The organism is Halalkalibacter nanhaiisediminis, assembly GCF_007830185.1.
GTDB lineage: Bacteria > Bacillota > Bacilli > Bacillales > Bacillaceae_D > Halalkalibacter > Halalkalibacter nanhaiisediminis.
Map to the genome: position 1 here is coordinate 254,359 of NZ_VLKZ01000001.1, position 15,063 is coordinate 269,421.

7 protein-coding genes are annotated in these 15,063 nt (G+C 39.0%); 5 read left to right on the top strand and 2 right to left on the bottom strand.

The features are described from left to right. Positions 1-17 precede the first annotated feature (17 nt). Positions 18-176: a hypothetical protein gene (locus tag IQ10_RS17890; RefSeq protein ID WP_158639951.1), complete on the top strand. Its 159-nt coding sequence runs from the start codon at positions 18-20 to the stop codon at positions 174-176. 327 nt (positions 177-503) lie between these two features. Here the strand turns inward: IQ10_RS17890 and IQ10_RS01190 are convergent, their stop codons facing one another. Continuing rightward, the gene (locus tag IQ10_RS01190) at positions 504-5,564 is read right to left on the bottom strand and encodes an S-layer homology domain-containing protein (RefSeq protein ID WP_144448652.1); all 5,061 of its coding nucleotides are present in this window, start codon (positions 5,562-5,564) and stop codon (positions 504-506) included. Positions 5,565-6,088: 524 nt separating this feature from the next. On the opposite strand from IQ10_RS01190, the gene IQ10_RS01195 reads away from it, so the two are divergent. The 4 genes from IQ10_RS01195 (at position 6,089) to IQ10_RS01210 (ending at position 14,102) form a co-directional block, all read left to right on the top strand. After that, a complete protein-coding gene (locus IQ10_RS01195; RefSeq protein ID WP_144448653.1) occupies positions 6,089-7,483 on the top strand; it encodes an efflux RND transporter periplasmic adaptor subunit in 1,395 nt (464 codons plus the stop codon). A gap of 4 nt (positions 7,484-7,487) precedes the next feature. Then, positions 7,488-10,631 (top strand): efflux RND transporter permease subunit, encoded by a 3,144-nt coding sequence (locus tag IQ10_RS01200; protein WP_144448654.1) that lies wholly within the window; start codon positions 7,488-7,490, stop codon positions 10,629-10,631. Next, positions 10,618-11,178 (top strand): TetR/AcrR family transcriptional regulator, encoded by a 561-nt coding sequence (locus IQ10_RS01205; protein ID WP_144448655.1) that lies wholly within the window; start codon positions 10,618-10,620, stop codon positions 11,176-11,178. Before IQ10_RS01200 ends, IQ10_RS01205 begins: the two co-directional genes overlap by 14 nt. 461 nt (positions 11,179-11,639) lie before the next feature. Next, positions 11,640-14,102, top strand: coding sequence for an S-layer homology domain-containing protein (locus IQ10_RS01210; protein WP_144448656.1), 2,463 nt, complete (start codon positions 11,640-11,642; stop codon positions 14,100-14,102). A 46-nt stretch (positions 14,103-14,148) separates the two neighbouring features. Here IQ10_RS01210 and IQ10_RS01215 read toward each other — a convergent pair whose 3' ends face one another. Further along, a complete protein-coding gene (locus IQ10_RS01215) occupies positions 14,149-15,057 on the bottom strand; it encodes an accessory Sec system S-layer assembly protein (RefSeq protein WP_144448657.1) in 909 nt (302 codons plus the stop codon). Positions 15,058-15,063: the final 6 nt, after the last annotated feature.

The following is a 15,063-nucleotide window of genomic DNA, read 5'->3' on the forward strand; positions in this document are numbered from 1 at the left end:
AAGCAGGAGGAATACCAATGTCTTATAAAACGTCCTTATCTAAATCTCTTATTCTAACATTAAGTCTTGTCACGGCCGTTTCTGTCATTGAACCAGTCACAACAAAAGCTACGTCTACATATATCCAAGCGCAAACAGATTGGTATACTGTTGAATTAAATGAGTTATTTAATTAAGGTATTCTTAATGGTCTAAGCTTTCAGTCAAATAAAGAAATTACTCGTGGAGAATTTGCACAATTAGAAGTGAATTCACTTGGGCTAGGTGGAAATAGTAAAGGAGAGAGTGTTATTAATGTTAAGAAATAACCAAGAAATTATATAAATTAATACACAAATAAACAAATTAAGGTAAAGTTAAAAGGCGTGAGCCCAGTACAATACCGAACTCACGCCCTAGAAGCTGCCTACTGAAATAACATGTCTACCTTTTTTGGGCTCACTTCATCCTTATTACTAGATTAGAACTTTCTTTTTGTAAATAATAGTTCTTTAGTTAACTCCTCATTCTGAACCTGTTTCAACTGCAACCTCAACCTCTGTGGTAAATGGAAGATGTATAAATAACGAATTGTTTACTATGACCACATTCTCGCTAAACGGATAAATTCCTAGAGACCCCTCATCCTTACGCCAGATCGCATCTACGGGTATGCTAATTACATACTCGGTATTGAAATTTAAATTTTCTTCTAACGTAAAGATTAAGCGTCTATCATCTTCTGGATCAATAGCAACATTAGCAATTTTGTTAATTGCTTCTTTATCGCCGCTTGTTGTTATAGTAAATTGATCAAGGAAATCTTCATGTATGTTTTCAACACTAGTCGAGAAGGTGACCACAATGTCTTGCGTTGTCGATATCGCTTCAGATCCATTTTCAATTTCAAACGTTAAAGGAACGAACGGTTGTAAAGTGATTTGTTTTTCTGCAATAATCTGCCCATCATTAGAAGGATCTACAACGGCTCCATCCACAGTTGACGCTACAATCGTGAAGACTGATCCTGTCACTGCCTCGGAAGAAACAGTTAAAAGACCTGTCTGTGCATCGATCTGAACACCAGGAACATGATCTTCTTTAATAGACCATGAAACTTCAGCATTATATAATTCACTGTCATATTGGTCTTTTACGATAGCCGTGTATTGCTCTGTTAACTCTATTGTTTCATCTTCTTTCATGTGTAGTACATTTGGTCCTAAAATATCAACAGTAGATGGAATATTCTCCTCATCATAGAAAGTATATAAGGAAACAACTTTTACAGTTGATGCACCATCTTTCGTTGAAGCGACAATGGTAAAGGATGTATATGGCTCTGCATCTGGAGAAATAGTGACTTCTCCTTCATTGTTAATTTGAACACCATTAATACCATCCTGGTTAACAATCGACCATTGAATATCAGTATTGGCTAATTCATTGCCTTCATTGTCTGTTACAACTGCTGTATATGAAGTTGTTTGCTCTACGTCCTTGATAGAAATTTCATTTTCTCCAAAAATCTCGATTGTACTAGGTGCTTCTTTTAGGCTAATTGTTTTTTCTGCTTTCTTATTTCCATCTAATGTTGTAGCGATAATTATAAATGAAGCGTTTGGATCAGCTTCAGCGGAAACGGTCACCACACCCGTATTTTCATCAATGCTGACACCAGTAATATCTTCTTTAAGCGACCATGTTGCACTTTCTGAAGAACGAATCGGTTGGTCATAACCGTTTTCATCTTTTTCGATTGTAATAGGACCTGTCCATTGATCGCCGTACTGATCGATAGAAAATAGTTGATATTCAACGGAAGTGTCTGCTGATTTAGATACGACAATTGTCTCTTCTCCACCAATCTGAACGCCTGTTTTTTCAGACTCTGTAAAATGGATGTTATCAAGAAGGACAGCTGTTGGATAAGCAGTATCTCCTAAATCCCATGTTTGAAATTTTAGAGTAACAGGACCTTTGCCAGCATATTCACTTACGTCAAATGTAACCTGTTTCCAACCAGTCATGTATGTGGTGTCATCTCCATTAGGGAATACAACATCAACACGATGGCTACTATCTTCTTCGTACACATAACCGAATTGATCAAATCCTTGACCCCAATAGGATGAGTTAATGGATTCAAAGGCGATAATGACTTCATTATCATCCACAGTGTCTGCTAACCAATCATTAGAGTAATCATTATTCCCCTGATCAGGGGAATCCTCATATTCTTGTTGTTTATTATCAATGCCAGTGGATGGACTTGTGCCAATTGTAGCTTCTGCAATTGCTATTTCGGGAAGAACACCTGGAATAATTGTTGCCTTGAATTTATCGTCAAATACTGACCCAATAAAGTTCATCGGCTCATTTGATAAAACGTTATAATCCAATTTTAGTGCAGTTACACCTTCCGGAATGACAATCGTTTGGTACATCCAACTATGTCTATTTCCAATTGCTCCTGGTTTGACTCCAGAAGAGATAATCCCCATTTGATTTCCGTCTGTAGGATAAAGTGTTTGCCAATTAGGATTACTATTTGTCCCTAATTGAGAAACAGTTCGAACATCCCCAGCGCCGATCCAACCTGCTGTACCATTTTCAAAGCTACCATTGTTGATGCCAGGTGTAATGAGTGTAAGATCTTTATTTCCTGCAATTTTTAATTCTTGATTGTTAATATTTGCAAATGCTTCCCCTGTTGTTTCACCTTCAAGCAGGTGTTCAAATAATTTGGTTGTTGTTTTGCTTTGAGAGTTATTTGCATAACCGAAGTAGGTTTGACCTCCACTGTTAATAAATGCCTCTGCCATCGTATCGTTATAGAAGCTCTTATCACTACGATTGTAGAAAATACTATTAGCATTTTCATTATTATAGTATTCGATAAATGCTGGTGTGATTGCATAATAACCATCAACATTTACAATGCGTCCTGTTTGTAAATCTGCTTGATAAAGACCAATATTCTCTTCTTTCACTTCTTCACCCGTTAAGAAAACGACTTTTGACTCAGCTGTAGCGAAAATATCGGCTAGTGTTGGAAATGCTGTTGTTAAATTTTCATTAAATAACGCTTCTCCGTGTGTGTCTAACACGATGAGTCCGTACTGGGCATAGCTTCTGAGTAATTCCACAGTTACTTGAGCATCATTTACTCTCGTTACATTAAAGGTAGGATTAGAAGATAACAAATCGTATACACCATCAATTTCATTAGAAGGAAGCGCATTTCCTTGATTTTTGAATGGAGAAAGAATAAGAGCTTGATAGTTTCCGATACGGTTTGTATTCGTAGCACTCGCGCTTAGTGATGATGCTGTTAAGCTTGCACTTGAAATAGACATGCTGTTTGCAGAGACTTGAGTATCTTGTTGTAGTGTGACTGCACCCAATGCTCCAGAACTAAGGGCATACCATACTCCATTGCCAGAGTCAGACTTTCCAGCTGATTTTATATTTTCATTTTTGACAAGTGCTTCTACAACCTTTTCTTGTACTGCCTCGGGAGAAAGCTCGCTATTTTCCGTTAAAAGGTTTTGGAAAAGTTGTTGAGTACTTGAATTAGTCTCAGCAATGACTTTTTTCTCTTTTTCGTTAAGTGGTGCCATCACTAATACATTAACATTAGAGCTTGTTAAAGTAGTTACGTTTTCACCTTTTGTTAGTTCTACTTTGACATGATAAGATTGAAATCCAGCATTTTCTGCATCAATTGAAATTCTCGTACTGTACGTACCATCACCTTGCATGATGTCGCCGTTGTTTTGATTCCCATCATCCAAAAGCTTGACTTGATTGTCATCCTTTAAGACATGGACAAAATTACCATGTGTATCTTTCGCCATTAAAAAGGCTTGGACTGAATCAGCATCCTCAGTATTAATGTTGACTCTAAAATCGACTGCAGTTGGTTCACCAATCAAAACAGAATCCTTTGTCGAGAGTAACTTTGAAAGCTGAGGCTTGACTTCAGGAGCTGGAATCGGGTCTGGAATTGGATTTGGAGCTGGAGCTGGAGTTGTGTCAGATCCACCTGAACCACCTGAACCACCAGAAGAGCCTCCTCCCGTATTACGTGAAGGTGTTGCTGGAGCTGAGTTCGATTCACCATTAATTTTACCGATATTTTGTTTAATGTTGTTATAGTTTGTAATGCTATCTTCTATCTTTTTTCCTTCGCTGAGCTCGATGTTACCGATTTTTAATGCAGTAGCAAGAGTTAAATTCCCTTCACCTTCAATTTTTAATGTATCAACATTTCCATTACCAGTAATCACGAGTCCTTTACTATTGTTTAAAGTTAAAGATTCAACATCAACATTAAGTTCAATGCCACTTACGTCTTCATTGACTGTCAGTTGAGGAATTTTCACTCCTGAAGGCGCCACAATAGCAGCATGGTTGCCAGAGATGTTTACTACGTTTATAGACGTATTTCCTTTAATTTCTACGTTCACATTTGCTTTATTAACATCAATGGTTTCTAGGGTTGAATCTTCAATAGTAAGTCTAGTTTTTGCGTTTGCTTCTGATTTACGAATATCAGCTTTTGAAATAGCTTTGTCGCTGATGATGAAATGGCCCTTAACTGTCAGCTCTTCTGAATGAAAAGAGTTTTCTACCCTCGTACTAATTTCAAAATCATCTGTGACAACCATGTTCTTTACAGAAGTGTAATCAGCATTAATATGAACATAACCATCGATTGTCACTCCTTGAGCGTCTAAGACAACCTCCTCGTTTTCTTTTCCACTAGTAACAAGAATAAGAGAGGTTACCTTTGTGATGGAATTCTCTGATGCTTCAAACTTAATTTTTGCATTTGCTAATGCAGCAACATTTTTAACGTTAAATAATCCTTTTAAATCTTCAGCTATTTCATAAGTTGTACCATTAATGGTGACAGTTGAATCATTTACTTGTTCAACCGTTACATGTTCTAAACTAGTATCAATACGGTATAGAAATGTTGAAGCTTCACCACGAGTGACATTTCGTTCAGGAGAGAATGTTGTAGGGGTTGTCCCAGAAGTAATTTCATTCTCTACTAGAGCACTTATGTACGGTGCATACCAAGCACTATTATTTACATCGCTAAAAGAAGAGCTTGCTCCTGCTTCTAAATCAAAAGCTTCAACGAGCATTTTTGCTAATTCTGAACGAGTAATAGCTCCATTAGGCTGAAAAGTACCATCTGGGTAACCAGCTACAATTCCTTCATTTACTAGAGTTGCTACATATGGTGTGTACCATACACCTTGCTCTACATCAGAAAAAGAAACGACAGCATTACTAGTTTGTAAGCCTAATGTTTCCACAATCATTTTTGCCGCTTCCGCACGAGTTACTTGCTGAGAAGGCTTAAATGTACCATCAGAATACCCAGCTAAGACTCCTTTCTCGACTAAATATGAGATTGGTTCACTATAATATGCATCTGATGAAACGTCATTGAATGCGGTGGATGCCCCTACATGCACAGGTGCTACAGTTGTAACAGCTGCTGCAACCATTACTGTTGACATACTTGAAGCTAGAAATTTACGATAAGACTTTGGTTGATAAGACAATACATAGACCCCCTAAGATTTTAATGTGAATAAGACTATTTTCATTCTACTTAATACGTAACCATGTATATGATGTATTAAGTGAATATTAGAATATATGTTATTATCCAGATTAATTAGATAATATTACATATACATGCATAATAATACCATGGAATATTATGTTTGTGGCATTTTAATTAGGTAAAAAAACCTATACAAGAGGAATTTTTTGTAATACTGTTTTAAATTTTTTTAACAATTACTTGAAGCAGGTACTATTCAATAATTGCAAGGAAGGGCTCGTCAATGATGAGTCCTTTTTGTAATGGAGCTATTTTTTAACATAAAGACTACGCAAAACCTAGTTTATGGCTAAAGTGTGTCGATCATTATTTTTCTATGAAAATATGTGGAAGAATGTTTGAAAAATATTGACGCTAATCCTTCCGAACTATTACAATGAGGAAAGTTCAACTCAGAACCGACCGGTCAGTCATAGGCCGTTTTCGTTAATAGATGGGTAGGGAGGAAGTTTGATTAAGATGAAGAGGATCACTAGCTTAGTAGGGGTTATATCGCTTGTGGTAGCTGCGGGCTTCATAACAGGTTGTAGTAATACGGAAGTATCGACAGAGGAAGAAGTAAGACAAATACCAGTTGCAGTTGACCTTGTATCGTACGGCGCATTGAGCGGCAGCAATCAATTAAGTGGAACAATCGAGGCGTATGAAGAGGTAAATGTGGCACCTAAGGTAGCTGGTGAATTAGTTGAAATGAATGTGGAAAAGGGGGATATCGTTCAGACTGGTACGTTGCTTGCTAGAATGGATGATACGTCTGAACGTAATGCACTTGAACAAGAACAAACTCGCCTAAGACAAGCGCAAAGTAGCTTACAGCGTGCACAGATGGGTAAGTCTACTGCTGAACAAAGCTATGCACAGGCTCAAGCTTCTCTTCGTCAAGCAGAAGGGGGTTTAGCTGAAGCGCGTGAAGGTAGAGAGGCAAATCTAAATAACAGCGGATTTAATGTCGAGAATGCAAGAGTTGCCTTAGAAGAGGCACAAAAGAACTTGGAGCGGATGCAAGCATTGTACGATGAAGGACTCATTTCAGACCAAGATTTTGAGGGTGCTGTAAATGCAGAAAATCGTGCAAGAATTGCTCATGAGCAAGCAAAATTAAATCAGGACCAAGCCTCAAGTGACACAGGTCTTCGTTCACTAGAAGCGTCCGTTGATCAAGCACGAATTGGCGTATCGATGGCGCAATCAGCTATTTCTGAAGCGGACATCGGTATAAGAGAGGCGCAAATTGCTGTTGAGCAAGCGCAGTTATCAGTAGATGCTGCCCAAAATCGTCTAGATGACAAGCGAATTGTTGCTCCCTCACCAGGAGAAGTTGTCTCAGTCAATGGATATGTAGGAGAAATGATTTCCAATCAAGCTGCTTTTGCCCAAATTTTAGAGCTTGATCGAGTCAAGTTAGGTGTTGATATTACAGCAGAACAGATCGCGATGTTTAACCAAGGAGAAACGGTTGAAGTTGCTGTTGCCAATTCTACTGAGGCGTTAAGTGGAACGATTTCATATATCTCAGCAACAAGCCAAGATACAGGCCTGTTTAAAGTAGAAGTTGCGATTGACAATCCAGACAGGAAGTTGAGACCAGGGATGTTTGGCTCAATTGTGATGGAAGAGGTATTAGCTGATGAGGGCATCCTCATTCCGACGCAAGCGATTGTTGAAAAACAAGGTGAGTCATTCGTCTTTATTGTCGAAGAAGGCGTGGCTGTTAGAAAGAACATTGAAGTAAACCGATTTGATACAGAATTCACTTCTGTTACGGGTGACTTAAAAGAAAATAATCAAATTGTAGTCAGAGGTCAGAACCTCCTTGAAGACGGAGATTTTGTTGAAGTGATGGAGGAGGAATAAGACCGTGAAGCTCGTTGATCTTTCAATAAAACGCCCAGTCGGCGTTGTTATGATCGTAGTGCTTGCCCTTGTACTAGGTGTGATTTCAGTAAGAGGGCTTGTCGTCGATCTTTTTCCAGAAATCGATTTTCCAGTGGCAGCTGTTACGACAACGTATGACGGGGCTGCACCTGAAGAAATGGAAGAGTTAGTTACTCGGCATATTGAAGCAGCAGTCGGGAGTATTGAAGGAGTCGATTCGATTCAATCCGTTTCATCTCCTAACTCTTCTCTTGTCATCTTATTGTTTGATTATGGAACGAATATAGACAATGCCATTAATGATATGCGCAATCGAATTGATCAAGTCTCTGGGTTGTTACCTGAGGATGCAAATGATCCTACTGTGATGAAATTTGATCCACAAGCGATCCCAATCATGACCGTTAGCTTAACTGGTGATTCACTACAGAACTTGCAGTTAGTCGCAGAAGATGAAGTTCAACCGATGCTAGAGCGTGTACCAGGAGTAGGGTCTGTTACGATTGAAGGTGGAATTGAACGCGAAATTCGTATTGCTTTGAATCAAAATCAGCTCTCCAATTACGGAATAACGGGCTCTCAGGTTGTTCAAGCACTTGGAGGAGAGAATCGCGCTGTTTCAGCTGGAACCGTACAGCGAGGAAATCAAGAATTACAACTACGAATCGACGGGGAATTCACGTCCATTCAAGACATTGAAAATACTCAGATTTCCTTACCGAATGGTGGAACTATAAGAGTAAGTGACGTGGCTGAAGTTATTGACACGTTTAAAGATCAAAATATGGTGTCACTTGTTAATGGTGAAGAGGTCATCATGTTCACCATTATGAAACAGTCTGACGGTAATACCGTACAAGTGGCTGATGGTGTGGAAAGGGTTCTAGCAAATTTAAATAGTAGTTTAGCAGAACGAGATCTTCAGTTAACAAAGATCATGGACACTTCCACAATCATCCGAGATTCCATTAATTCGGTTGTTAATAATCTGATTACTGGTGGTGTTTTATCTGTTCTAGTCTTATTACTATTCTTACGTAATATTAGAACAACGCTCGTTATTGGACTATCGATTCCAATTGCGATTATCTCTACGTTTACTCTGATGTATTTTACGGGTCAAACTTTAAATATTTTATCGATGGCGGGACTTGCTCTCGGTATTGGAATGATGGTTGATAGCTCGATCGTTATTTTAGAAAATATTTTCAAGAAGCGACAGGAAGGGATGTTGATTAGAGAAGCTGCATTTGTCGGTGGTTCTGAACTTGCTTCGTCCGTTATCGCGTCGACATTGACGACAGCTGTTGTATTCTTACCATTTGTCTTTACTAGTGGTTTAGCAGCAGAAATGTTCCAGCCATTGGCATTGACGGTTGTTTTCTCGCTAACAGCATCGCTTATTTGTGCCCTTACATTAGTTCCGATGCTCTCATCCAAATTTCTCGGTAATGCGAAGGTATCATTTGACGGTGAAGAGAGTGATGGATTGGTCGATCGTGGCTTAAATAAACTACGAGATGTCTATACAAATATCTTAAGAAAAGCATTGAACTTCCGTAAAACAGTTGTTCTTATTGTAATGGGGCTATTTCTTGGGTCTTTAGCACTAACTCCGCTGTTAGGAACAGAATTAATGCCTACAGCTGATGACGGTGCGGTCGCTATCAACGTGGAATTACAAGTAGGTACGCAATTATCAGAAACGGGATTAGTTGTCGATCAAATTAATACTGTGCTCGCTGATTATGACAACATCATTAATACTAATTACATCTCAATTGGTGGAGGTGCTACTGCTGGTGGTCCAGTACAAGCTGTTAATTCACATATAGCGAATTTATCCATTCAATTAATCAGCTCAACTGAACGTGAAATGACGACAACCGCATTTGTAAAAGAAGTAAACGACTCAATTGAAAATCTTGGAATACCAGGTACAAAGATTAGCGTTGAACACACTGGTGGAGGCTTTAGCACAGGAGCTCCAATTTCGATTAGTATTACTGGTGATGATTTAGACGTGTTAAGTGATATCGCTCAACAAGTAGTGTGGATTCTTGAAGATGTAGATGGTACGATAAACGTTTCTAGCTCAGCAGCAGAAGGTCGTCCGCAAGTAGAGGTAGTGGTTGATCGTCAGTTAGCAAATCAATACGGTTTATCATATCAGAGTGTCATGAATGAAGTAAGCCTTGGCTTTAATGGTCAAGTAGCAACAAGGTATAAGGAAGATGGTAACGAGTACGATGTGAGAGTGCTACTTCCAGAGGATTCAACACAAACGGTTCGTGACCTAGAAACGATGATGATTCGAAATAACCAAGGTATGAATGTTCCATTAACAACCATTGCAAGTTTGAAACAAACGCAAGGACCTGCGGAAATCAGTCGTGAAGACCAGCAACGTGGTGTTCAGGTGACGAGTGATGTTGCAGGACGTGATTTAGGAAGTGTTAATCGTGATATTCAAGCAGAATTAAGTAGATTATCATTGCCAGATGGTTATGCAATCTCAGTCGGCGGGGAAACGGAACAAATGACAGAATCCTTTGTTCAGCTTGGATTTGCACTCGTGCTGGGAATTTTCTTAATTTACATGGTTATGGCGGTTCAGTTTGAGTCATTCATGTATCCATTCATTATTATGTTCTCTCTACCAACGATGATCATCGGCGCCATTGCGGGATTACTAGTAGCAAATGTGCCATTAAGTATGCCTGCTATGACGGGGCTCATTTTGCTTGCTGGTATTGTTGTAAACAATGGTATTATCCTCGTAGACTATATTAATATTCTACGTGCTAGAGGAATGGAGCGTTTTGAAGCAATAGTAGAGTCAGGTAGAAGTCGTTTGCGCCCTATTTTGATGACAACCTTTACGACAGTACTTGGAATGGTACCTTTAGCCATGGCATTTGGTGAAGGAGCCGAAACCAATCAACCGATGGCAGTCGTTGTCGTATTTGGATTATTGTCCTCTACTGTTTTCACACTCGTTTTCGTTCCGGTTATGTATGTCATTATTGATAACATCGCAATGAGATTGAAAGGGTTATTTAAACGGAAGAAAAACGAAGAGGATCTAGAAGAGCTGGAATTTGGTGAGGGCCATGAAAAAATGTGAAATCATTTTAAAGGCGGCGAATGAGGTTTTTCTTGAATCGGGTTACGAAAAATCAACCGTTAAAGACATTGCGATGCAAGCGGGTGTTGGAAAAGGGACGATTTATGAGTATTTCTCTAGTAAAGAAGAATTATTTACTCAAATGATGCAAAGTGTTGCTTCCTACGTTTTCAACGATATTAAAGAGATCATATTTCATGCTGACTCGATTGAAGAATTATTAGAAGGTTTCTCAAAAAAATGTATCCTGTTAATTGATGAGCATGCAGATAAACTACAGGTTCTTACTCAAGATCTCGAACACATTTCAAAAGACTTGCAGAAATGGCTTATGAACGAGGAAATAAAGTTACATGTTGCCTTAACGAGTAAACTAAAACAGTTTATAAGTAGTAAGCAAATGAAAAATGTTCAACCTGAAAGTGCAGCATGGACCATCTTAAATATGGTTCGACTGGCTGTGCATTTAAAGTTAATTATAAATGAGAAACGTACAGAGGACTTTCTAAGAGAGCAAATTCATATTCTCTTATACGGAATGAAATAAAAGGTTTTTTAAAGGATCACAGTCAATTACGATTGTGATCCTTTATGTATAATCACTATTTTAGTAAAGTTAATACTTCGAAAACATGAATCGCTAATTCAGCTAAACCAATTGCTCGAATATTCATAGTCAATAAGTCGCTTTTGAAGCTTATCAATTGATTGGTAGGCTATTTTCCTCATTTTACTGAAAGATCTGATTTTAATGAAGGAAAATCGTTTAGTTTACTAGAGCTCAGGGTAATGCCTACCATGTAAGATAAATTAAGATAAATTGTGAGTTCGTTAGACTTGTATGTCATAATGCATACCCGCTGTTGAAGTAGTAGTTAAAGTTGTAGAAGTAGTAGTTAAAATAGTTTGCTAGCGAAATTCACATGGAATGCTGACCTATCTCCCGTAATAAGGGCTATGGTTGGTGGACTATTAATCTTTATTATTTAAAAGGAGGAGTTTTATTTCATGAGTAATAATGTTAAGTCTTACCGTAAGTACATGGCCACTGGGGTATCTGCTGCAATGGTTGCTACAGTAGGAGCTCCAATTGCAACAACACATGTAAGTGCAGCTGCAGCAAGTGACTTTAGTGATGTGAATGCAAATGCTTGGTATTATGAACATGTTGAATACCTTTATGACAAAGGTGTACTCAATGGATATCCAGACGGCACATTGCGTCCGTCAGCAACGTTAACACGTGCAGAGGCTGCAGCCATGATTGTTGCATCGCTTGGCATCAGTGTTTCAAGCAATGCTACTCTTAACTTTTCGGATACAAGAAATGGCGTATGGTACACGGGCCCTGTCGCAGCATTAGTAGAGCGTGGAGTGATTAATGGTTTCCCTAATGGAACATTCCGCCCTCATGCAACAATCACACGTGCTGAATTTGCCGCAATGGTTGTTTCAGCATATGGTATAACGGGTGCCACAAATCCAAACAATAATACTTTCCCTGATGTCGTTTCTGGTTCGTGGTATGAAGGTTCTGTCATGACGCTTGCAGGACACGGAATTGTTGGTGGATTGCCTAACGGGAACTTCGCGCCAAACGCAACGGTACTACGCTCAGAATCTGCAGCTTTCTTACATCGTACAGAGGTTCCAGAGAAGCGTCTAAATCAAGGGCCAGGAGATGAAACACCAGAACTTGCCGTGCAATCAGTTAGAGCAGTTACTCCTTCATCGGTAGAAATCACTTTTACACAGCCTGTTGAGAGCTTAACTGCAAATGATGTTGTCATCAGAAATACAAATACAGGCGGAAGGGTATACCCTGAATCTGTCACACTAGCAGCCGACGGACAAAGTGCAACTGTACAGCTTTATAATGCATTATCTTCTGGTATAACTTACGGATTTAGTGTGAATGCAGCAGGAGAGACGCTCACGTACGATTTTGCTTTTGAATTAACGGATGTGGCAGAAATCGTGATTGAGAATCAGTATGTACCAGCACATAGAACGAGTCAATTAGAATATAACGTGTATGATGAGAATGGGGTTAACCTTACAAGTGAGGTAGATGTATCTTTCCGTTCTCCATCAAGTGCTGTGAACCCGAATACAGGAGAGGTATCTGGATTAGCAGCAGGAACGTCAACAACCGTCCAAGTTGTCTACACGAACGGTGATCATGTCGTTGAAAGTGAAACAATCACGATTACATCAGTGGACGCTGTACCAACGACACTTTCTAACTATACGATCACAAATGCTGAAGGATCTGCAAACTTTGCGGCAGGTAACTATGAGCAAGTGACAGATGTGTATGCTGGAGGCGAGCCAGACTATTTAAACGTCCAGTTTCAAGATCGATTCGGTAACATTTATAACCCAACAGCAGCTGGTAACCAAGTTGTCTTCGAGTCTTTAAATACAAATGTGGCAGTTGTTGATCGTCATACAGGACAAATTCAACCCTTTACGACAGGTACTCTTCCAATTAGAGTCTCTGTGAGGGATGATAATGGTGTTATTTTTTCACAAACTGTACAAGTTAATGTAAATGCAGAACGAGCTGCGAATGAAATTTCACTTGAATCAAATTCAGTGACCCTTTCGACACTTGATACTGTTGGTGTCACACTGGATGCCCAAGTACTTGACCAATATGGGAGAACATTTGATGCGGATATTGTTCCTCAACAAGTGGACGGCTTAACCATGACGTATGAAAATGGACAGTTGTACGTCGTTACCGATAATGCAGCGGCAGGCAATTATACAGTAGAGCTTGGTGTTGCAAACTCTGACGTAACAGCAGAGCTTAATGTTCGTGTTGTTGAGCCAGGTCAATTTGCTTCTTATCAAGTAAGAGGATTACCATCTTCTTTTGATCTGAACTCTAATACAACAACAAGCAATCTTTCTGTTGTAGCAGTCGATTCAAATGGATTGTTTATTCAAGATGAAACTACGAACGCAACCTACACTGTACGTGATGCAAATGGAAACCAAGTCGTAGCTTCAACTCGCATCAATGAGAATGGGGAGCTAGTTCTTGATGCAGCAGCGTTAAATGGTGTTGGAACGTATACGATTGCCGTTCGCTTAAATAATGCCGTGATTGAAACAACTACATTTGAAGTTGTAGATACAACCGTTCCTCCTCAAGTAAGATTTACATCTAGCACAATCAATGCAGCAGTTGGTAACACATTAGTTGACAGATTTAATGATATTGCCACAATTTCTCATGAAGGTTCAACCATTGCAGGGGCAGAAGTAACAGACCTAGAATTCGTATCTTCGAATGATGCAGTCGTGAATGATAATGATGGTGGAGCTGCAGTACTTGCAGAAGGATCAGCCACAATTTATGTGACGTCTGTGACTGTTGATTTAGACACTGCAGATGAAAATAATGCTCCTACAACGATTGACTTTAACACACCGCAAGTATTTACGGTAAATGTACAGTAATCACATAGAAAAAGAGTGACTTTTTTAAGTCACTCTTTTTTAGCATTTATTTTTGAGTTGGTGCATAGGCTTTCCATTTAGAGAAGTCTGCATCTTCCTTCACGATCATTGCTTTTGGAAAAATAAATGTCCACGGTTTGCTCGTATTTGCTTTTACGGTTAAATGATCGAGCTTAAAGCCACCTTTAGCAACTACATCACCATTTGCATCCTCAACTTGAAGTGGAATTTGTTCAAGGTTGATATTCTTTTCGCTTCCGTTACGAATCAACAGTGTTACATGCAAATCGCCGTTGTCTGCTTTCTTTACTTGAAGACCCATGAAATTAACCTCACCCTCTTTTGGAGGAGTAAGATTATTAACCACTTCTTCTAACCTAGCTTTGCTATCTTCTGCTAGAGATTTTTCCCAACTAGCTTCTAAATCAAGTGAATGCTTGCGAGAAGAGGGCTTAAGCTGGAATGCTAGCTGCCAGTCTTCTCTAGGTAATTCCTGTGTAAATAAATCTTTATGAGTAAAATAGAAATGCCATGGTCGGCTACTGCGAGCTGGGATTTCACCTAACTCACTTAAATCAAATGCTTTGCGACCAAGTGTTTGACCCTCTTTGTTCACTAACACAAGGGTCGTCTCTTCTAGCTTAATTGCTTTATCTAAGCTGTTACGGACAAAAGCTGTAACCCGATAAAGTCCTTCTTTCTCTTCATCTAAGTTAATTCCCGATAAAGATAATTGATTTGGCTTAAGTGGAGTGCACTCCATATTCAAAAACTGATATGCATAGATATCTTCTTTTGGAAGTTCCCATTCTGAATGTATCGAAAGCTCGGTTTGAATCTCTTTATTTTGTTCAGTAGTTGATTCTTCATTTAATAAATCTGATGAAGAAACGGCATTTTCTTTTCCTTCTAACTTTGGTTGTTCGTTATTATCGCGTTTCGAAAAAATCCCCATTTATGA

What these genes read in the sequence shown, in the direction of transcription:
- IQ10_RS17890 (WP_158639951.1), top strand. Translation starts at nt 18, where the DNA reads ATGTCTTATAAAACGTCCTTATCTAAATCTCTTATTCTAACATTAAGT.
- IQ10_RS01195 (WP_144448653.1), top strand. Translation starts at nt 6,089, where the DNA reads ATGAAGAGGATCACTAGCTTAGTAGGGGTTATATCGCTTGTGGTAGCT.
- IQ10_RS01205 (WP_144448655.1), top strand. Translation starts at nt 10,618, where the DNA reads ATGAAAAAATGTGAAATCATTTTAAAGGCGGCGAATGAGGTTTTTCTT.
- IQ10_RS01210 (WP_144448656.1), top strand. Translation starts at nt 11,640, where the DNA reads ATGAGTAATAATGTTAAGTCTTACCGTAAGTACATGGCCACTGGGGTA.
- IQ10_RS01215 (WP_144448657.1), bottom strand. Translation starts at nt 15,057, where the DNA reads ATGGGGATTTTTTCGAAACGCGATAATAACGAACAACCAAAGTTAGAA.